The sequence below is a fragment of the Delftia sp. BGA-UO-ETr-SB1 genome, from assembly GCF_059567865.1.
Map to the genome: position 1 here is coordinate 1,854,583 of NZ_JCAQOW010000004.1, position 20,116 is coordinate 1,874,698.

19 protein-coding genes are annotated in these 20,116 nt (G+C 67.1%); 9 read left to right on the forward strand and 10 right to left on the reverse strand.

From position 1 onward, the window contains the following. Positions 1 to 36: 36 nt before the first annotated feature. Complete coding sequence (argC, locus tag AC57B5_RS09165) at positions 37 to 1,011, forward strand: N-acetyl-gamma-glutamyl-phosphate reductase (protein WP_496399332.1); 975 nt, start codon at positions 37 to 39, stop codon at positions 1,009 to 1,011. 125 nt (positions 1,012 to 1,136) lie between these two features. Here argC and AC57B5_RS09170 read toward each other — a convergent pair whose 3' ends face one another. After that, positions 1,137 to 1,718: a GDSL-type esterase/lipase family protein gene (locus AC57B5_RS09170; RefSeq protein ID WP_013801954.1), complete on the reverse strand. Its 582-nt coding sequence runs from the start codon at positions 1,716 to 1,718 to the stop codon at positions 1,137 to 1,139. Positions 1,719 to 1,866: 148 nt separating this feature from the next. Further along, the gene (locus AC57B5_RS09175) at positions 1,867 to 2,286 is read right to left on the reverse strand and encodes an acyl-CoA thioesterase (protein ID WP_141831558.1); all 420 of its coding nucleotides are present in this window, start codon (positions 2,284 to 2,286) and stop codon (positions 1,867 to 1,869) included. Between the two features lie 218 nt (positions 2,287 to 2,504). On the opposite strand from AC57B5_RS09175, the gene AC57B5_RS09180 reads away from it, so the two are divergent. The 4 genes from AC57B5_RS09180 (at position 2,505) to AC57B5_RS09195 (ending at position 7,403) form a co-directional block, all read left to right on the forward strand. Further along, positions 2,505 to 4,205 (forward strand): electron transfer flavoprotein-ubiquinone oxidoreductase, encoded by a 1,701-nt coding sequence (locus AC57B5_RS09180; RefSeq protein WP_063325586.1) that lies wholly within the window; start codon positions 2,505 to 2,507, stop codon positions 4,203 to 4,205. Between the two features lie 404 nt (positions 4,206 to 4,609). Next, positions 4,610 to 5,581, forward strand: coding sequence for an ABC transporter substrate-binding protein (locus AC57B5_RS09185; protein ID WP_012206114.1), 972 nt, complete (start codon positions 4,610 to 4,612; stop codon positions 5,579 to 5,581). Between the two features lie 123 nt (positions 5,582 to 5,704). After that, positions 5,705 to 6,592, forward strand: coding sequence for an ABC transporter permease (locus AC57B5_RS09190; RefSeq protein ID WP_043825488.1), 888 nt, complete (start codon positions 5,705 to 5,707; stop codon positions 6,590 to 6,592). Positions 6,593 to 6,608: 16 nt separating this feature from the next. Next, positions 6,609 to 7,403 (forward strand): ABC transporter ATP-binding protein, encoded by a 795-nt coding sequence (locus AC57B5_RS09195; protein ID WP_012206116.1) that lies wholly within the window; start codon positions 6,609 to 6,611, stop codon positions 7,401 to 7,403. Positions 7,404 to 7,470: 67 nt separating this feature from the next. Here AC57B5_RS09195 and AC57B5_RS09200 read toward each other — a convergent pair whose 3' ends face one another. From AC57B5_RS09200 to AC57B5_RS09210, 3 genes are all read right to left on the reverse strand, one after another. After that, positions 7,471 to 7,857: a cupin domain-containing protein gene (locus AC57B5_RS09200; protein WP_496399333.1), complete on the reverse strand. Its 387-nt coding sequence runs from the start codon at positions 7,855 to 7,857 to the stop codon at positions 7,471 to 7,473. 76 nt (positions 7,858 to 7,933) lie between these two features. Further along, positions 7,934 to 8,746, reverse strand: coding sequence for an AraC family transcriptional regulator (locus AC57B5_RS09205; protein ID WP_097202092.1), 813 nt, complete (start codon positions 8,744 to 8,746; stop codon positions 7,934 to 7,936). A 60-nt stretch (positions 8,747 to 8,806) separates the two neighbouring features. Next, positions 8,807 to 10,267, reverse strand: a complete 1,461-nt coding sequence (locus AC57B5_RS09210; protein WP_496399334.1) for an MFS transporter — start codon at positions 10,265 to 10,267, stop codon at positions 8,807 to 8,809. 93 nt (positions 10,268 to 10,360) lie between these two features. Between AC57B5_RS09210 and AC57B5_RS09215 the strand changes: the two genes are divergently transcribed. Continuing rightward, complete coding sequence (locus AC57B5_RS09215; protein WP_012206120.1) at positions 10,361 to 11,251, forward strand: LysR family transcriptional regulator; 891 nt, start codon at positions 10,361 to 10,363, stop codon at positions 11,249 to 11,251. Positions 11,252 to 11,506: 255 nt separating this feature from the next. Continuing rightward, positions 11,507 to 12,988: an amino acid permease gene (locus AC57B5_RS09220; protein WP_034394868.1), complete on the forward strand. Its 1,482-nt coding sequence runs from the start codon at positions 11,507 to 11,509 to the stop codon at positions 12,986 to 12,988. Positions 12,989 to 13,040: 52 nt separating this feature from the next. Here AC57B5_RS09220 and AC57B5_RS09225 read toward each other — a convergent pair whose 3' ends face one another. The 3 genes from AC57B5_RS09225 to AC57B5_RS09235 form a co-directional block, all read right to left on the reverse strand. Continuing rightward, entirely contained in the window at positions 13,041 to 13,397 is a 357-nt protein-coding gene (locus AC57B5_RS09225) for a VOC family protein (RefSeq protein ID WP_496399335.1), read from the reverse strand. Positions 13,398 to 13,482: 85 nt separating this feature from the next. Then, positions 13,483 to 14,250 (reverse strand): DUF6597 domain-containing transcriptional factor, encoded by a 768-nt coding sequence (locus tag AC57B5_RS09230; protein ID WP_496399336.1) that lies wholly within the window; start codon positions 14,248 to 14,250, stop codon positions 13,483 to 13,485. A 5-nt stretch (positions 14,251 to 14,255) separates the two neighbouring features. After that, complete coding sequence (locus tag AC57B5_RS09235; protein ID WP_012206124.1) at positions 14,256 to 14,711, reverse strand: Lrp/AsnC family transcriptional regulator; 456 nt, start codon at positions 14,709 to 14,711, stop codon at positions 14,256 to 14,258. Positions 14,712 to 15,078: 367 nt separating this feature from the next. On the opposite strand from AC57B5_RS09235, the gene AC57B5_RS09240 reads away from it, so the two are divergent. Continuing rightward, positions 15,079 to 16,800 (forward strand): sensor histidine kinase, encoded by a 1,722-nt coding sequence (locus tag AC57B5_RS09240; RefSeq protein WP_375708210.1) that lies wholly within the window; start codon positions 15,079 to 15,081, stop codon positions 16,798 to 16,800. Between the two features lie 51 nt (positions 16,801 to 16,851). Here AC57B5_RS09240 and AC57B5_RS09245 read toward each other — a convergent pair whose 3' ends face one another. Beyond that, complete coding sequence (locus AC57B5_RS09245; protein WP_046985421.1) at positions 16,852 to 17,343, reverse strand: DMT family transporter; 492 nt, start codon at positions 17,341 to 17,343, stop codon at positions 16,852 to 16,854. Between the two features lie 98 nt (positions 17,344 to 17,441). On the opposite strand from AC57B5_RS09245, the gene AC57B5_RS09250 reads away from it, so the two are divergent. Further along, the gene (locus AC57B5_RS09250) at positions 17,442 to 18,371 is read left to right on the forward strand and encodes a LysR family transcriptional regulator (protein ID WP_013801942.1); all 930 of its coding nucleotides are present in this window, start codon (positions 17,442 to 17,444) and stop codon (positions 18,369 to 18,371) included. A 15-nt stretch (positions 18,372 to 18,386) separates the two neighbouring features. On the opposite strand, the gene AC57B5_RS09255 is transcribed toward AC57B5_RS09250, so the two are convergent. Further along, a complete protein-coding gene (locus tag AC57B5_RS09255; protein ID WP_496399447.1) occupies positions 18,387 to 19,994 on the reverse strand; it encodes a fatty acid--CoA ligase in 1,608 nt (535 codons plus the stop codon). Between the last annotated feature and the right edge of the window lie 122 nt (positions 19,995 to 20,116).

The window sequence follows — 20,116 nt, forward strand, 5'->3', positions numbered from 1 at the left end:
CTGCAACATGCGCTCCACACCCAATCGGAGCAACCCATGACCTCTCTTGTTTTCATCGACGGCGACCAAGGCACCACCGGCCTGCAGGTGCGCGAATGGCTGGCGGATCGGACCGACCTGCGCCTGCTGCAGCTGCCGGCCGACCTGCGCAAAAGCACGGCGCACCGGGCCGAGGCGCTCAACGACTGCGACATCGCCTTGCTGTGCCTGCCGGACGAGGCTGCGCGCGAGGCCGTGGCGCTGGTGCGCCGGCCCGGCGTGCGCGTGATCGATGCGAGTTCTGCGCATCGCACCGCGCCGGGCTGGGTCTATGGCCTGCCGGAACTGGAGGCAGGCCAGGCTGAACGCATCGCCCATGCCCGGCGCGTCAGCAATCCCGGCTGCTATCCGACAGGTGCGCTGGCACTGCTCAGGCCCTTGATCGACGCGGGCCTGCTGCCGCCCGACTACCCGCTGGCCATTCACGCGGTATCGGGCTATTCGGGACGGGGCCGCGCAGGACTGCTGGACCATGAGGGCGCTGCCGAAGCGACTGCCGTGCCCCTGCAGGTCTATGGCCTGGGACTGCACCACAAGCACGTGCCCGAGATCCAGCAGCATGCCGGCCTGGCCCATGCGCCGGTGTTCGTGCCGGCCTATGGCCACTACCGGCAAGGCATCGTGCTGACCATCGCCCTGCATCTGCGGCTGCTGCCCGCTGGTGTGACCGCCCGCAGCCTGCACGCTGCCCTGCAGGCGCGGTACCAGGGCCAGCCCTGCATCGAGCTGCAACCCCTGGTGGCGGACGCCGATGCGCAACGGCTCGATCCGCGCGCGCTCAATGGCAGCAACCGGATGCGGCTCGCGGTGTTCGGACAGCCGCAGGAGCAGCAGGTGCTGCTGACCGCCGTGTTCGACAACCTGGGCAAGGGCGCCGCCGGCGCGGCGGTGCAGAACCTTGATCTGATGCTCGGGCTGCAGCCGATGCTCCACGGCTCAACGAATCCGTCGCGAATTCCCCTCCCCCTCTGAGCAAAGGGGCATGCGCGCCCTGCCGAGCGCGGCGAGCTGGCCGCCGCCTTGCTGCCAGCCAGACCGAAGCGGGTCCTGCGCCAGTCGGCCTGAACTGTGCTGCTCGGCGGCCCGGCTCTGCAGGCTCAGCGCGGTAGCCCGTCAATCGTCTGGATCAGCAGTTGCGCCAACCTGTCGCTGGCGGCCTGGGTGCGGTGCACGCCATCCGGGTTCAGGTCCTCGTCACCGCGAAAATCGGCATCCCAGCCGGCGTGCGGTATGCCCTGTTGCGTGGCGATGTCGTGCATCACCGCGTTCAGGGCGTCCAGGTTGTCCGTCCATTCCACGGGAAAGCGCCCCAGCGGCATGCCGGGCAGGCCCGTGAACACGGGAGTGGAGCCACATTCCCGGCTGATGCGCACGGCCTCCAGCAGGTCGGCCCGGTACTCGTCTGGCGGGACCAGGCCGAAGCCGTCATTGGCGCCCAGGGCGATGACCGTGACGCGGCTGTTGTGCGGCACGTCGGCAAACGTCAGCATGAGTTTTTGCAGCCGCAGGCCGTTGATGCACCTGTCATCCAGCGTCCACCAGGGGCGTGCCGCCTGGATGCGCTGCACCGGCGTGATGTCCACGCCGTAGCCGTTGAGAATGCTGTCGCCGTTGAGCTCGATGCTCAACGGGCAGCGATAGCCAAACAGCCGGCACAGCAGCTTTTGCAACCAATCCATATCGAACCTCCGGGGGAATGCGGGCATGGACGACACGGCATGTGTCGTTCACCCGATGATCCGCGAGGCTCCCTCGCCCGCAGGCACTCCGGGCGCCATGGCCTGGCGTGCAGTGCACAGGCACATCATCTGAAGGGCGCCAGGGCCGCTATCCCACCATTTCCCGCACCCAGCCCGGCAACTCGATGGCCTTCTGCCTGGGAAAGTCCACCCAGATCACGGTGCCGCCGCCGGCGGCGCAGATGACGCCGGGCTCGGAGATGCGTTCCATGGTTCCCCAGGTCTCGAAGGTGGTGCGGCCGGGGTCGCTGACGTACATCTTGAGCAGCACCTCGTCGGGATAGGCCAGCTGCTGGTGGAAGTTGCAGAACGCATTGACGATGACCGGCCCCTGCCCGCCCGGCGTAGGCGCCATGCCCGCTTCAACCATCCAGTCGATGCGGGCAGTCTCCAGATAGCGGAAGTACATGGCGTTGTTGACATGGCCCATGGCGTCCATGTCGCCCCAGCGCACTTTGAATCGCATCTCGTGAACCCATTTTTTATATTCTGGAATCTCTATGCGCATGCCTGCAGTCTCCTTGTTGTAGCGCCACCGCAAGGCACCATGCCCCGCAGCCCCCGGTCACTGTGCAGCAGGGCGGATTCCCGCGCTGTCACCTATCAGCAACGACGGGGTCCACGCACGTCATAGAATCCACCGCATTGCGGCATTTGCGCTGCAGCCGAACGAACGTTCGGTCTGCCGAACATCCTGTTTTTTCAATATCCAAGCGAGACACCCCGATGACGAACGAAGAAATCCTGGCCCAGTACGGGCCGCGCGAAGCCATGGAATACGACGTGGTGGTGGTTGGCGGCGGCCCCGGCGGCCTGGCCACGGCCATCCGCCTCAAGCAGCTGGCGGCCGAAAAAGGCCAGGATGTCTCCGTCGTCGTGCTGGAAAAGGGCTCGGAGCCCGGTGCCCACATCCTCTCGGGCGCCATCATGGACCCGCGTGCGCTGACCGAGCTGATCCCTGACTGGAAGGAAAAGGGCGCGCCCCTGACCCAGCCCGTCACCGATGACGCCATGGTCTTCCTGGGCGAGAAATCCGCCCTGCGCACGCCCAACTTCCTGCTGCCGGCCTGCTTTCAGAACCACGGCAACTACATCGTTCGCCTGGGCTACGTGGTCAAGTGGCTGGGCGAGCAGGCCGAGGCACTGGGCGTTGAAATCTTCCCGGGCTTTGCTGCCGCCGAGGTGCTCTACAACGAGGACGGCTCGGTCAAGGGCGTGGCCACCGGCAACATGGGCATCGGCAAGGACGGCGAGCCCACGGGCGACTTCCAGCTGGGCATGGAGCTGCACGCCAAGTACACGATCTTTGCCGAAGGCTCACGCGGCCACCTGGGCAAGCAGATCATTGCCAAGTACCAGCTGGACGCCGGCAAGGACCCGCAAAGCTACGGCCTGGGCATCAAGGAGCTGTGGGAAATCGACCCGGCACGCCACAAGCCCGGCTTCGTGATGCACACGGCCGGCTGGCCCATGGACAGCAAGACCTACGGCGGCGCCTTCCTCTACCACCTGGACGACAACAAGGTCACGCTGGGCTTCATCACGGGCCTGGACTATGCCAACCCCTACCTGAGCCCCTTCGAGGAATTCCAGCGCTGGAAAACCCATCCCAACATCCGCTACTACCTGGAAGGCGACGAGTCCAAGGGCATCAAGCCGGCCAAGCGCCTGGGCTACGGCGCGCGCGCCATCACGGCCGGCGGCCTGCTGTCCCTGCCCAAGTTCGTGTTCCCGGGCGGCGCGCTCGTGGGCTGCGACGCAGGTTTCCTGAACGTCAGCCGCATCAAGGGCAGCCATGCCGCCATCAAGACCGGCATGCTGGCCGCCGAGGCCGCCTATGACGCCATCGTCGCGGGCCGCCAGGGCGACGAGCTGGGCGCCTATGTAGAGGCCTTCGAGAACAGCTGGCTGTACGAAGAGCTGAACAAGTCGCGCAACTTCAAGGCCTGGTTCAAGAAGGGCCTGACCACGGCCACGCTGATGAACGGCATCGAGCAGTTCGTGCTCAAGGGCAACATCCCCTGGACGCTGCACCGCGACAAGCCCGACCACGCCTACCTGAAGCCTGCGGCCGAGTGCAAGCCCATCGACTATCCCAAGCCCGATGGCAAGCTGACCTTCGACCGACTGTCCAGCGTCTTCATCAGCAACACCAACCACGCCGAAGACCAGCCCGCCCACCTGACGCTCAAGGACGCCTCGGTGCCCGTGGCCATCAACCTGGCCAAGTACGCAGGCCCCGAGCAGCGCTACTGCCCGGCCGGCGTCTATGAGTTCGTGGACGACACGGCCCAGGGCGGCAAGCGCCTGCAGATCAACGCCCAGAACTGCGTGCACTGCAAGACCTGCGATATCAAGGACCCCACGCAGAACATCGTCTGGGTCACGCCCGAAGGCGGCGGCGGGCCAAACTACGCGGGCATGTGATCCGCACGCCACACCGGCCTTCCTCTGAAGCCTGCCCAAGCCTGCTTGTGCAGGCTTTTTCTTTGAGCGCCGTCAAAGCCATGCAGGCCCAGAAAGCATAGAAGGCCATCCGAAAGGCACTTGCACGCAATAAAAATGCACGACAAAGCCCAAAACAAGCCCCTGAAGACGCAAACCTGCACCGCCAAACCTGTCCAACACGCATGAAAAAGTTGCACCTAGGGCATTCCCCGCAGATTTCATGCCAATTTTTAGATACAAACCTATAGGTGAAAACCGGGTCGTCCAAACGCCAAGGCGTACAGGGCGGCTGCAGTAGACTTTGCCGCGAAGCGCCGCGACCGTCCTGTGCGGCCTTCTGCTGAGCAAACAGGAACAAACACAAGCACGTTGGAGATACACGTATGAAGCACTTGTCTTGGGCGCCCCTGGGCGCGCTGGCCCTGGCAATTTCCGCCATCGCGGGCGGCGCCCACGCCGCTGACGAGAAGTCGGTCGCAGTGACCGCCATCGTCGAGCACCCTGCACTCGACGCCGTGCGCGACGGCGTGCAGGCCGCGCTCAAGGAAGCAGGCTACGAAGCCGGCAAGAACCTCAAGTGGCAGTACCAGAGTGCCCAGGGCAACACCGGCACGGCCGCGCAGATCGCACGCAAGTTCGTGGGCGACAAGCCTGACGCCATCGTGGCCATCGCCACGCCCTCGGCCCAGGCCGTGGTCGCCTCGACCAAGACCGTGCCCGTGGTGTTCTCCGCCGTGACCGACCCCGTGGCCGCCAAGCTGGTGCCCAGCTGGGAGCCGTCCAAGAACAACGTGACCGGCGTGTCCGACCTGCTGGCCCTGGACAAGCAGATGGATCTGGTCAAGCAGGTCGTGCCCAACGCCAAGCGCGTGGGCATGGTCTACAACCCCGGCGAGGCCAACTCCGCCGTGGTGGTCAAGGAACTCAAGGCCCTGCTGCCCAAGCTGGGCATGACCCTGGTGGAAGCCGCCGCACCCCGTTCCGTGGACGTCAGCAGCGCCGCGCGCAGCCTGGTCGGCAAGGTCGACGTGATCTATACCAACACCGACAACAACGTGGTCTCGGCCTACGAGTCGCTGGTCAAGGTCGGCCAGGACGCCAAGATCCCGCTGGTGGCCTCGGACACCGACTCCGTCAAGCGCGGCGCCGTGGCTGCCCTGGGCATCAACTACCGCGATCTGGGCGAGCAGACCGGCCGCATGGTGGTGCGCATCCTCAAGGGCGAAAAGCCCGGCGACATGAAGACCGAAGTCAGCACCAAGATGGAGCTGTTCGTGAATCCCGGCGCCGCCGAGAAGCAAGGAGTCAAGCTGTCCGACGCGCTGGTCAAGTCGGCCGCCCAGGTGATCAAGTAATACCCGGGGTTTGCCTGCCCGGGACCAACCCGGGCAGTGCGCCCACGGTGGCAGGCGCCATGGCAACATGGCCCTGCCCTTTTTTTAAGTCGTTTTCTGTCCCACGCGCCTGTCGCTCCTCCTATGTCTCTTTTCTCATTGCTCGGTGCCGTCGAGATCGGCCTGATCTTCAGCCTGGTGGCGCTGGGCGTCTTCATCTCGTTCAGATTGCTGCGCTTTCCCGACCTCACGGTGGACGGCAGCTTCCCGCTGGGCGGCGCCGTCTGCGCCATCCTGATTTCCACGGGCACCAATCCCTGGCTGGCCACGCTGGCCGGCACGGCCGCAGGCGCCGTCGCGGGCCTGATCACGGGCTGGCTCAATGTGCGCCTGAAGATCATGGACCTGCTGGCCTCCATCCTGATGATGATCGGCCTGTATTCGGTCAACCTGCGCATCATGGGCGGCCCCAACGTGCCGCTGATCAACGAGACCACGCTGTTCACCCTGCTGCAGCCCGACAGCGTGGCTGACTATGTGATGCGCCCGGTGATCCTGTTCGTGATCGTCGTGATCGCCAAGCTGGGCCTGGACTGGTTCTTCGCCACCGAGCGGGGCCTGGCCATCCGCGCCACGGGCTCCAACGCCCGCATGGCACGCTCGCAGGGCGTGAACACCGGCGCCATGATCCTGCTGGGCATGGCGATCTCCAACGGCCTGGTCGGCCTGGCCGGCGCGCTGTTCGTGCAGACCCAGGGCGGCTCGGACATTTCCATGGGCATCGGCACCATCGTCATCGGCCTGGCTGCCGTGATCGTGGGCGAGTCCATCCTGCCCTCGCGCCGCATCGTCTGGGCCACGCTGGCCGTGGTGGTGGGCGCCATCGTCTACCGCTTCTTCATTGCAGCGGCCCTCAACAGCGATTTCATCGGCCTCAAGGCCCAGGATCTGAACCTCGTCACCGCCCTGCTGGTGACCGTCGCCCTGGTGATCCCCCAACTGAAGCGCAAATTTGCACAGCGCAAGTCCTGATCGCCGGAGAACCCTCATGCTGAGCGCACAACAACTCGAAATCACCTTCAACCCCGGCACGCCCATCGAAACGCGGGCGCTGCGCGGCATGTCGCTGGACATTCCCGACGGCCAGTTCGTCACCGTCATCGGCTCCAACGGCGCCGGCAAGTCCACCTTCCTGAACGCCGTCTCGGGCGACCTGTCCGTGGACAAGGGCCGCATCGAGATCGCCGGCCAGGACATGACGCGCCTGCCCGTGTGGGCACGTTCCGAGCGCGTGGCCCGCGTCTTCCAGGACCCCATGGCGGGCACCTGCGAGGACCTGACCATCGAGGAAAACATGGCCCTGGCCCAGCGCCGCGGCACCTTCCGCCGCCTGAGCCGCGCCGTCAAGGCCGAGATGCGCGACAACTTCCGCGAGCGCCTGTCCATCCTGGGCCTGGGTCTGGAAAACCGCCTGACCGACCGCATCGGCCTGCTCTCTGGCGGCCAGCGCCAGGCCGTGAGCCTGCTGATGGCGGCGCTGCAGCCTTCGCGCATCCTGCTGCTGGACGAGCACACCGCCGCGCTCGACCCGCGCACGGCCGACTTCGTGCTGCAGCTGACGGCGCGCATCGTCTCCGAGGCCAAGCTCACCACCATGATGGTCACCCACAGCATGCGCCAGGCGCTGGACGTGGGCGAGCGCACGGTGATGCTGCACCAGGGCCAGGTCGTGCTCGACGTCAGCGGCGAAGAACGCGCCCGCATGGACGTGCCAGATCTGCTGCACATGTTCGAGAAGGTGCGCGGCGAAAAGCTGGCCGACGACGCGCTGCTGCTGGGCTGAGCGCTCCGCACTTCCGGGAACAAGGGGCGCTGCGGCGCCCCTTGTTCATGGGATGGCTGCGGGCTGGCTATACCCACACATCGTTCATCGCCGTCCTCTCGCCGCCTTCCTCCCCGGTGTTCAGCACGCCGCGCGGCTCGATCAGCATGAGGCGTGCTTCCCGCTCGGCGCTGGGCTTGTGTTCCGTGCCTTTGGGGACCACGTAGAGCTCGCCCTGGCGCAGCAGCACATGGCCATCACGGAAGTCGATGCGCAGCTCGCCGTCCAGCACCAGGAAGGCTTCATCCGTTTCTGCATGCGAGTGCCAGATGAACTCGCCCTGCACGCGCACGATCTTGAACTGGTAGTCGTTCATCTCGGCGACGACGCGGGGGCTCCACTGGCCGGTGAAGCGGCTGAATTTCTCGGGGAAGTTGATGGCCTCGTAGGGGCGGTTTCCAGCGGGGAACGTCATGGGCAGACCTTATGAAAGCGTGTGAAGCCTCCATGCTAGGAAGCGCCATCCCTTCGGTCTTGCACGATCGTGCAGCTCAGGCCGCGCCCAGGCGCCTGAGCCAGCGCGCCGGCGGCACGCCATAGGCCATGGCGAACTGGCGCGCCATGTGGCTCTGGTCGAAGAAGCCGGCCTGCAGTGCAGCATCGGCCACGCCCTGCCCCGCCAGCAGCAGGCGCCGCACGGTGTCCAGCCGGCGCATGGTCAGGTAGCGGTAGGGGCTGGTGCCGTAGAGCGCGCGGAAGTCACGGCACAGCCGCCAGCGGTCCAGGCCGCTGGCCTGAGACAGCGCCTCCAGGGTTACGCCCTGCTCCAGCGAATCATGGATGCAGGCGCGGGCGCGCTCCACGGCCCCCAGGTCGGGCAGGCGCCGGACGTTGCGGCGGCCCGCCACGGCGTCCAGCGCCCATGCCAGGTCGTAGATGGCGTCGTCGCGGGCCAGCGGCTCCAGGTCTTCATCCAGGCCCTGCAGCAGCGGCAGCAGCGCGGCCTTGAGCCGCGGGTCGGCAGACAGCCCGCCCTCGACAAAGGGCAAGGGCCTGCCGCCCAGCACCTGCTGGATCAGGGCCGGCTCCACATAGACCATGCGGTAGCGAAAGCCTGCGTCGGTGCCCGCGTGGCCGTCATGCAATTCGTCGGGGTGCAGCACCATGGCGCCGCCCGGCAGGCTGTGCCGCTGGCTGCGGCGGTAGGCAAAGCTTTGCACGCCGGACAGCGTCAGGCCCAGTGCATAGGTGTCGTGCCTGTGGGGCGCATAGCCGTGCCCGCCGAAGTAGGCCTCGATGCGCTCCAGGCCTGCGCCCAGCTGCGAATGCCGGACCCAGTCGCTGGAGATGCTCGTTTCTGCCATGTGGGTTGGTGGTGAGGGGTGTGCAAAGCAGCCGCAGATGGTAACTGCGGGCTGGTGACCTCAAGGCGAGCAGGCTGGCTGCTCCGCGCCCGGCACGGCCTGGATTGCCGGTGCGCGGCGCATGCCCGCCGACACCACCCACCCCAGCAGCGCGATCAGTGCAGCACCCCATTCGGCCTGCTGCAGCCCCCGGGCGGTGGCCTCGCGCAGCGCATCGGGCGCCGTGATTCCGGCCAGCGGCGCGGTGGCCACCATGACCAGCAGGGCCAGCCCCAGCGCCGCGCCCACTTGCTGGGCCGTGGCCGCAATGCCCGAGGCCACGCCCTGCTGCGCAGCCGCCACGCCCTGGCCGGCCACCACCCACATGGCGGTCCAGCACGCGCCCTGGCCCAGGCTGAGCACCACGAAGCCGGGCACCAGCCAGACATAGCTGCCGCCCAGCGGCAGCGCCCAGGCCATATAGGCCAGGCCGATGGTGCCTGCGGCCCAGCCCCCCATCAGCACGGCGCGCGGCGTGGAGCGGTGCAGCCAGTGTTCGGCCCAGCGGATGCCCAGCGTGCAGACCGCCGTGGGCAGCAAAAAGGCCATGCCGGCCTGCAGCGGGCTCCAGCCGAAGATCTGCTGGAAATACAGCGCCAGAAAGTAGTACTGCACGCCAAAGCTGCTCATGAAGAGCATGGTCAGCAGCATGGCCGCGCGCAGGCTGGGCACGCGCAGCAGGGACAGCGGCATCAGCGGCGAGGCAATGCGCGCCTCGATGCGCCAGAACAGGGCCAGCGCCGCCATGGCCACGGCCAGCGTCCCCAGCGTGGCGGCGCTGGCAAAGCCCCATTCAGGACCTTGCACCAGAGCCGTCACCAGCAGGCTGCTGCCCACGGTCACGCTCAGGCAGCCGGCCAGATCAAAGCCCTGGCCCGGCGCGGCGCGCCCGGTCTGGGCCGAGGGCGGCAGAAAGCGCAGCGCCGCCATGGCACACGGCCAGGCCACGGGCACCAGCACCCACAGCACCCAGTTCCAGCCCAGTGTCTGCGTGAGCACGCCGCCCAGCAGCGCACCGGCCGCCAGCCCGCCGGCCGACGCCATGCTCCACACGGCCAGGGCGCGGTTGCGCTCGGGCCCTGCCGCATACAAGGTGTTGATCAGCGACAGCGTGGCCGGAAACAGCAGCGCCCCGGCCACGCCCTGCCCTGCGCGGCCCAGCACCAGCTGCCAGGGCTGCGAGGCAAAGCCGCCGACCAGGGAGGCCAGGCCGAACAGCGCCATGCCCGCCACATACATGCGCCGCTTGCCCAGCAGGTCCGCGCAGCGCCCGCCCAGCAGCAGGCAGCCGCCAAAGGCCACGCTGTAGGCACTGACCACCCATTGCAGATGGTGCGCGTCCATCTGCAACTGCTGGCCCATGGCGTCGAGCGCGACGAAGACGATGGTGGCATCCAGCGCAATCAGCAGCTGGGACAGGGACAGCAGCGCCAGCGCGGCGCGCGGATGGCGCAGGGCGCCGGGGGAATCGGTCATTGGCATGGCGCCGATCCTAATTAATGCACTTGTGAAGATAAACAGCAGATTTTCATTTTTCTTATGCAAAACTGCATTAATCGAATCTGGAGACATGCCATGGATCTCAACGCCGTGCACCTGCTCATCAAGGTGGCCGAAAGCCGCAGCTTCACCCAGGCCGCCACGCTGCTGGGCACCAGCCAGCCACGCATCTCGCGCGCCGTGGCGCAGCTGGAGAAAGACCTGGGCACGCGGCTGCTGCACCGCAATACGCGTAGCGTCTCGCTCACGCCTGATGGCTGTGCGCTGGTGGACCGCTGCGCCCCGCTGATTGCCGGGCTGGAAGAGGCGCGCCAGCTGGTCAGCGACCGGCGCTGCGCCCCCAGCGGCGTGCTGCGCATGACGGCGCCGTCCATGCTGGGCCGCATCGTGCTGGTGCCGCTGCTGGGACAGTTGCTGCGCGAGCATCCGCAGCTGCAGATCGACACCAGCTTCACCGACCGCATGGTGGATATGGTGGAGGAAGGCTTTGACGCGGCCGTGCGCATAGGCCCGCTGGCAGACAGCCGCATGATTGCCCGCGCCCTGCCGCCGCTGCGCTGGGTGACCGTGGCCTCGCCCGCCTACCTGGCGGCGCGCGGCACGCCGCAGACGCTGCAGGAGCTGGCGCAGCACAGCTGCATGGCCGTCTACAACCACTACCTGGGCCGGCGCGTGCCCTGGCAGTTCCTGGCCGGCAATGGCGAGATGCTGGACTGGCCTGCGCCACAGACCGTGACCTTCGACAGCGGCGATCCGCTGGTGGAAGGCTCGCTGGGCGGCCTGGGCGTGGCCCAGGTCATGGAGTTCGCGGTGCGCGAGCACCTGCAGGCGGGCCGGCTGGTGCGGCTGCTGCCCCAGCACGAGGGCCGCGCCCGCGAACTGTCCCTGGTCTACCCGCGCACGCGCCAGGCCTCGCCGCGCATCAAGGCACTGGCCCAGCTGCTGCTGGCGCAGACACAGTGGTAAGCAGGCAGGCGGGCCGCAGACGGCGTGGCGCCATGCACACAGTGGGTTCGGATTCAGTTCCGCTTATGTGGGTGAAGGGGGATTAAACTCCTGCCTTTCCACGATGGCAGCGTTCTCGGACAATCACGCCTTTTCGTGGTGCATGCACCTTGATGGGGCCGCGACACAGCGGCTCTTTTGTTTTTCCTGTTTTGCATTCCTGCCCCCGCGCCGGCCAGCGGCCGCGCGGGATCTGATCCACCAATCGACACATCCATGGCAGCAGAAAACTCCAAGAATGCCGCTCCCACCGCGCTCAGGCGCGAACTCAAGGCGCGGCATCTGTCCATGATCGCCATCGGCGGCTCCATCGGCACCGGCCTCTTCGTTGCCTCGGGCGCCACCATCTCGCAGGCCGGCCCCGGCGGCGCCCTGCTGGCCTACATGATCGTGGGCCTGATGGTCTACTTCCTCATGACCAGCCTCGGCGAAATGGCCGCGAACCTTCCCGTCTCGGGCTCATTCGCCACCTACGGCGCGCGCTATGTGGACGAAGGCTTCGGCTTCGCGCTGGGCTGGAACTACTGGTACAACTGGGCCGTCACCATTGCCGTGGACCTGGTGGCCGCCCAGCTGGTCATGGCCTACTGGTTCCCCGACGGCAACGGCATGCTGTGGAGCGCCCTGTTCCTGGCCATCATGTTCGGCCTCAACGCCATCTCGGTCAAAGGCTTCGGCGAGGCCGAGTACTGGTTCGCCGCCATCAAGGTGACCACCGTCATCCTCTTCATCGGCGTGGGCGTGCTCATGATCCTGGGCATCGTGCGGGGCGGCGCGCCTGAAGGCGTCTGGGGCAACTTTGCCCTGTGGAGCCAGGGCGACGCGCCCTTTGCGGGCGGTTTCTCGGCGCTGATCGGCGTGGCCATGATCGTGGGCTTTTCCTTCCAGGGCACGGAACTGATCGGCATTGCCGCTGGCGAATCCGAGAACCCCGCCAAGAACGTGCCCCGCGCCGTGCGCCAGGTGTTCTGGCGCATTTTGCTGTTCTACGTCTTCGCCATTCTGGTCATCAGCCTGCTGATCCCCTACACCGATCCGCACCTGCTCAAGAATGATCTGGGCGACATCAGCGTGAGCCCCTTCACCCTGGTCTTCGAGCGCGCGGGCCTGCTGTCGGCCGCCGCCGTGATGAACGCTGTGGTGCTGACCTCGGTGCTGTCGGCCGGCAATTCGGGCATGTACGCTTCCACGCGCATGCTCTACACGCTGGCCTGCCAGCGCATGGCGCCGCGCATGTTCTCGTATGTCAACAAGCGCGGCGTGCCCACGCTGGCCCTGCTGGCCACCACCGTGGTGGCGGCGCTGTGCTTCCTGACCAACATCTTCAGCCCGCAACTGGTCTACATCTGGCTGCTGAATCTGTCGGGCATGACAGGCTTCATCGCCTGGCTGGGCATTGCCATCAGCCACTACCGCTTTCGCAAGGGCTTCGAGGCCCAGGGCCTGGACCTGAACCAGCTGCCCTACCGCGCATCCTGGTTCCCGTTCGGCCCCATCTTCGCCTTCGTGCTGTGCATGGTGATCACGCTGGGCCAGAACTACGAGGCCTTCATGGCCGACCGCATCGACTGGACCGGCGTGGTCGCCACCTACATCGGCCTGCCGCTGTTCCTGCTGATCTGGGGCGGCTACCGCCTGGTCAAGGGCACGCACATCGTGAAGTACAAGGACATGCAACTGGGCTCCAACGTCGACTGACGCCCGGCCCAGTCCCCATGAAAAACAGCCCGCAGATGCGGGCTGTTGGCTTTCAGGCCTCTGCCGACCACACGGCCAGTTCGTAGCCGTCCGGATCGGTGAAGTGGAACCTGCGGCCACCCGGGAACGCGAACACCGCACGGCTGATCACGGCCCCGGCCGCCTCCACGCGGCGCTGTGCCTCGGCCAGATCGTCGGCGTAGAGGATGACCAGCGGGCCGCCGGGCCGCACCTCCTCGCCGGTGGTGAAGCCGCCGGTCAGCCGGCCGTCGCTGAACTCGGTGTAGCACGGCCCGTAGTCGGTGAAGGTCCAGCCGAAGGCCTCGCCGTAGAACGCCTTGCTGCGTGCGATGTCGGCCACGTTGAACTCGATGTTGTCGATCTGGTGGTTCTTGCCCCTGATGCCCATGTGATGCTCCATTGAATGTCGGTAGGCCGCCATCATCGGCCACGCAGGGGCACGGCATCTTGAACAAAACGGCCAGCCGGACTGCTCAATCCAGCAGCTGCGCCATGGCAGCGCGGGGCGTGATGCCACACAGCGCCCTCACTTCGCGCGACAGATGCGCCTGGTCCGCATAGCCGGCGTCCGCCGCCAGCGCCGCAAGACCTGCCTGCCGGTCCGACCGTGCCAGGGCCAGCAGGCGCTGAAAGCGCAGCACGCGCTCCAGGGTCTTGGGGCCGTAGCCAAACTGCGCGTGACACAAGCGGCGCAGGCTGCGCTCCGGCATGTCCAGCTGCGCGCGCATGGCGGCCAGCACACCGGATTCATCCCGCCCGGCTGCAGCCGCCACACTGAATAGTTGCATGGCCTGCCGGTCCGGCGCTGGGGCGTCGCGGCCCATTTGCACCAGTCCATGGATGAACACGGCCTGCCCTGCGCCCGGCTGCGCATCGTTGATGCGATGCACCCACTCCCGCGCGCGCGGCCCCAGCAGATCGCCCAGTTCCACCGCCTGCCCCACGATCTCGTCCATGGGCAGGCCCAGCCAGGCGCTGGCCGCACCGGGGCCGAAGCGCGCCCCCCATACCTCGGACCCCGGCACCAGCGCGGGCCGCGCAGCCATCCTGTCAGGCCCCACGGCCAGCAGCCGCCCGCCCTTGCAGACGATGTCCACGCAGCCATCGGGCACCACGAGAAAGCCACCGGCATAGTCCGGGGCCACGGTGCTGCTCCACAGGCACTGGAAGTGCGGCTGCAGGGCGGGCGGCGGGGAGTGTTCGCGGTAGGGGGCGGGCGGCGGCGCCTGGCCAGAGGGCATGGATTTCAGACTCCCAACGGCAGGTCGGCCTTCTTCAGCGTGCGCAGCACAAAGCTGGACTGGCTGTGGCGTATGCCCTTGATCTTGTAGAGCTTCTCGCGCAGCAGGCGCTCGTAGTCACGCGTGTCCTTGACGACGACGCGCAGCAGGTAGTCGTACTCGCCCGAGACCAGATGCGCCTCCACCACCTCGGGAATGGTCGCCAGCATCTCGCCGAATTTCTCCAGCGTGTTGTCCGAATGGCTGTCCAGCGTGACCTGCACCAGCACCGTATCGCCCAGGCCCAGCGCCAGCGGGTTCAGGCGCACGGTATAGCCCTCGATCACCCCCGCCTCTTCCAGCTTCTTGATGCGCGCCCAGCAGGGCGAGGCGCTCAGGCCCACGGCGGCGCCGATTTCCTGCAGGCTGGCGCGCGCGTTGGCCTGCAGGGCGGAAAGAATCTTTCTGTCGAGGATGTCCATGGCCGGCAATCTACTGCAAAACAGGCAGGCGCAGAATAATTTTCTGTAGCAACGCCTGTTTTGAAGAAATAAAGCAGCATTTTCTGAGACCAAACGCGCACACTTGTCTGCATGGGAGCACGCTTACCGGCGCAGCAAAACCATTCACCCAGCCCCGCCGACTACCGCCAGCGCCCGGATGCGTGATCCAGACCAGGAGCCCGTTACAGGCCGCCCCGCTTATCCGCAGCGGGGCGGCCTGTTGCATTGGGGCACCTGGCAGACGGCAGACAGCGCTTTCCCGCAATGGCCGCCGGTGCACAATGGCCCCCCGCAAGCCTGCACGGCGGACATATACGGGCGCACGCCACATCAACCAATCGGACCCTTGATCCACACGCAAGACAACCCCACCGAAGGCGGCCGGGGGCACTGGCAAACAGGTGCTGCAGCGCAATGGCTCGTGCAGACCCTGGTGCAGGCCCTGGCAGCTGCAGCGCTTCTGGCACTGCTCACCCGCTTGCTGCCCAACCCCCAGGCAGACCAGGGCATTGCGGTCTTTCCCGGCAGGAGCATGGCGCCGGCCGCCATGCTGCTTTACGCGTACATGGGCTCGGCCCTGGCCATCACGCTGATGAGCCTGATCCTGTGGTGCTGGCTCAGGGAAAGGCTCTACATTCTTTGCGCCGCGCTCCTGGCAGCCGGCTTTGCCTACGCTGCTTTCCGTTACCGGCCCGAAGGCCTGTGGCTGCCCGGCGCCGACCAGCCCCAGCATGCGCTGTCCATCGCCTACTGCAGCTTCTGTGTGGTGGCGACGGTGTTTTTCAGCCAATTGTTCGAGTTCCGCCGCCATTGGATCTGGGCTGCGCACCTCTTCAGCGTAGTGGCCTGGCTGAATGCCATCGCACTGGGCCTGGCACTGTTGGGTGGCTATGCGCAGATCTCGCGTGCCGTGGTGTTCACGGCCCTGGTGTCCACATCGTTCGGTGCGGTCTTCGTGCTGTACCTGCTGGTGGTCCGAAGGCAGTGGCAATACCTGCCGGGCGCGCTGGCGTTTGCGGTGCCTTCCGCCCTGGGCATCCTGAACCTGCTGAGAACCCAGGGCCTGCTGCCGGATGTTGCGCTGCCATCGGCACAGATGCTGTGGTTTGCCGGGCGTGTTTCCGAGGCCATCCTGCTGGGAATGGCGGTGACCAACCGCACGCGGGTGGCGGAGCGCGCCCTGCGCAGTGAGCGGATGCAGGCCCTGTCACGCGCCCAGGCTGCCGAGCGCGAGCTGGAGTCCAAGGTCCTGCAGCGCACCGCACAACTGCAAACGGCCCAGCAGGCCTTGCAGACGGCCTTGCACAGCGAGCGGGAGATGCGGCTGGAGCAGCGCCAGTTCTTCAACATGATCAACCACGAGTTCCGCACCCCGCTCACCATCGTGGACGGCGCCGCGACCGAGCTGCAGACGTTCCCGACGACGGACGCGGACTCCCTCATCGAGCAGGCGTCGCAAATACGCAGGGCTTCGCGCCGGCTGATGACCCTGGTGGACACCTGCCTGATCAACGACCGGCTGGACGCGGGCGCGTTCCGGCTGCAACTGGAGCAGACGCCATTGGATGAACTCCTGGAGGAGTCTGCAGAGCTCGTCGGCTGGTCCCGGCGGCATCGCCTGAAACTGGATCTGGAACACGGCCCGCAGCAATGGCAATGCGACCCTGTCCTGGTGCGCATCGCCATCTCCAACCTTGTCGGCAACGCCATCAAATATGCCAAGGCGGGCGACATCACCCTGGCCGCCCGCTGCGATGCGTCCGGTGACCTGCTGATTTCCGTCAGCGACCAGGGACCGGGCCTTGCGCCCGAAGCGGCAGGACAGGTTTTCGAGCCCTATGAGCGCGCAAGCGCCACCCGGCACGTCAACGGGCATGGTCTGGGCCTGTCCGTGGTGAGGCGTATCGCCAGGCTGCACGCAGGCGACGCGTTCTTCCAGCCGGCTGCCGGAGGCGGGGCCTGCTTTGTCATCCGGCTGGGCCGGTTCCTGCCCGGCACGGCAGATGCCCGCCAGGAACGTCCGCCAGCGGCAAGGCCGGCCGCCGTGCCGCCGGGCATGCCCGCCTGACGCGGGCAAGGCCGGGGCCTTCGCCGCTGAAGCAGGGCGTGCTCGCGGCGCTCATGGGGCCGCCGCTGCACGGGCCGTCCCGCCCTGCACCACCAGCAGCACGCCACCCAGGATCAAGGCCACGCCGGCCAGGCGCGTCGCATTGACCGGCCGTGCACCCAGGCCCATCAGGCCAAAGTGGTCCACCAGCACCGAGACCACGATCTGCCCCGCCACCACACAGACCAGGAATCCGCCTGCGCCCAGCCTGGGCGTGACGGCGGCCGCGCTGGCCACATAGATGGCCCCCAGCACACCGCCTATCCATAGCCACCATGGCCCCGCTGCCGCCTGGGCCATGGCCGGAGCGGGCGCGCGCAGCACCCACAGTGCAGGCACCACGACCATGACGCTCACGGCCAGCGAGACCAGCGCGCCCCACAGCGGGTGGCCCAGCAGGCGGCCCACCAGGGCATTGCTGGCGGCCTGGAATGGCAGGATGGCCCCCGCCAGCAGCGCCAGGGCCACGGGAGCAAGGGCGGTGAATGTGCTTTTACCTGTCATGCGGCAAGACCTTTCTTCTTCTGTCAATCGATGCCTGCATGCTCTCGCATCCAGCTTGTTGATGGAAATCGTTTGTGTGCACGGTCTATATTCATGGCATGGATGAACTGCGCCGGATCGACCTCAACCTGCTGCTGGCCCTGCACGCCCTGCTGGCCGAAAAACATGTGACGCGCGCGGCCCTGCGCCTGCACAAGAGCCAGCCGGCCATGAGCCATTCGCTGGCGCAGTTGCGCGAGCATCTGGGCGACCCGTTGCTGGTGCGGCGCGGTGGCCGCATGGCGCTGACGGCACGCGCGCAAGGCCTGGTGCAACCGCTGGCGGATGCGCTGGGCAGCCTCAACGGCTTGCTGGCACAGGCGGAGTTCGACCCGGCCCACGCACGCGGACGGCTGCGGCTGGCACTGTCGGACTACGCATCGCGCATCGTGCTGCCGCCGCTGATGCGGCATCTGCGCCAGCACGCACCCGGGCTGGACCTGGCCATCAGCCAGTCCACGCGCGAGGTGATGCTGGCCCAGCTGGCCGATGGCGAACTGGACCTGGCACTGGGGCCCTTCCCCGACGCACCCGACCTGCCCGAAGGCATCGAGGTGCAGGATCTGTTCCAGGAACAATTCGTGAGCGTGGCCGACCAGGCCGTGCTGCCGGCACGCGGCGGGCTGTCACTGCAGGACTGGCTGCAGCGCCCGCACGTCATGCTGGCCATGCGGCCCGACGCCAGCGAGGAAATCGAGAAGGCGCTGGCCGCCCAAGGCCTGAGCCGCCGCGTGGTGCTGGCCCTGCCCCACTGGAGCGCGGCGCTGGAGGTGCTGGCAGGCACCGACCTCGTGCTGACCGTGGGCAGCCGCGCCATTGGCGACCTGCGCCGCCACAAAACGCTGCGCCGCTTCACGCCACCGCTGAAGCTGCCCCGGTTCGCCTACCAGCAGGCCTGGCATGTGCGCAAGCAGGGGGATGCCATGCACCGGTGGCTGCGCAACTCGATGGCGCAGTGCTGCACTGCGCAGGGGCAAACACAGAAGTAAGTGCAGGCCGCAGCCTCAGGCCGCCACCACCACCCTCAGCAACTGCTTCTGTATCTTCCCGCTGGCCGTCTTGGGCAGGGCCTCGCGGAAGTGGTAGCGGCGCGGGCGCTTGTAGGCGGCCAGGCGGTCGCCGTGGACCAGGAAGGCGTCCAGCGCCTCGGCCGTGGGCGTGGCGCCAGGCTTGGCGACCACGTGGGCGGCGACGATCTGGCCCCAGCGCTCATCATCCTCGCCGATGACGGCGACTTCGAGCACGTCGGCATGCTCGACCAGCGCGTCTTCCACTTCGCGCGGATAGACGTTCTCGGCACCCGAATTGATCATGTAGTCGATGCGGTCGCGGATCCAGAGATAGCCGTCGTCGTCGATGTGGCCCAGGTCGCCCGTGTGGTACCAGCCGTGCGCCAGGGCGCGGGTGTTGGCGTCGGGGCGGTTGAGGTAGCCGGCCATCATGCAGGGGCCGCGCACCAGGATCTCGCCCACCTCGCCTGGCAGGCAGGCCTCGGCCGGATCGGTGGGGGCGTTGTCTTCGCGCAGGCGCGCCACGATGAGGTCATGGCCCATGGAAGGCAGCCCGGCCGAGCCCGCGTGCGAGAGTTGCTCGCGCGGCAGGAGGATGGACATGCAGGGCCCCATCTCGGTGGTGCCGTAGACCTGGACCAGGTCGCTGCCGACCTTGCGCGTCCATTCGCGGATCAGGTGGGGAGCCATGGAGGCGCCGCCGTACTCCACCAGCCGCAGCGCGGGCGCCTGCTCAGGCGAGGCGATGGGGTCGGCCAGCAGCATGGTGACCATGGTGGGCGCCGCGAAGAAGAAGCTCACGCGCTCTTCGCGGATCAGGCGCCAGGCCTCGGTCACGTCAAAGCGGCGCAGCAGCACCTGGGTGGCCCCGGCCTGCAGGCGCGGCAAAAAGCTGGTGTGCAGCTCGGCCGTGTGGTTGAGCGGCGCCATGGCCAGGCCCACGTCGTCGCGCGTGAATTGCATGGTCTGGTGCATGAGGGCGTTGTGCGCCAGCTTGCTGCGGTGCGTATGCAGCACGCCCTTGGGCCGGCCCGTGGTGCCGCTGGTGTACATGAGGATGCAGGGGTCGCTCTCGCGCACATGGGCCTGGGGCGGCGCGCTGCTGCGGCCCCTGGCCAGTGCGGACAGGCGCTGCGTGGCCCAGACCGGCAGCGGGTCGGCCGGGGCATCGTCGGCAAAGATCCAGTGCTCGGTGCCTGCGCCAGTGCCACCCCCGCCTTCGGCCTTGAGCAGGGCCTGGGCGCGTGCGGCCACCTCGCCGCCCTCGTGCTCGAACACCAGGGCGCGCGCAGCACCGTCCTTGAGGATGAAGGCCAGCTCCTGCGCCGCCAGCCGGTAGTTGATGGGGTTGAAGATGGCGCCCAGGCGCGCGGCCGCCAGCATGGTGAAGACAAAGGCCGGCGTGTTGTAGAGAAAGGCCGCGACCACGTCGCCATGGCCTATGCCCAGCTCGGCCAGGCCGTGGGCGTGGCGGTTGACTTCGGCATCGAGCTGGGCGTAGGTCCAGGCGCGGCGCTCGCCGCCCTCCCAAGCGACCAGGGCTTCCTTGTTCGGCAGGTAACGTGCCGGCCAGGCCAATGTGTCTCCCAGCGTCTGCTGCATGTGCGCTTCTTCCTTCTCGCTCACGAGATTTCATATATCGATGCATCTCAATGTAGGAGATTTTTTAGACAGTTATGCAATTTGCAAATGCATCCATGCAGGCAAGCGCATGGAGTAGCGGC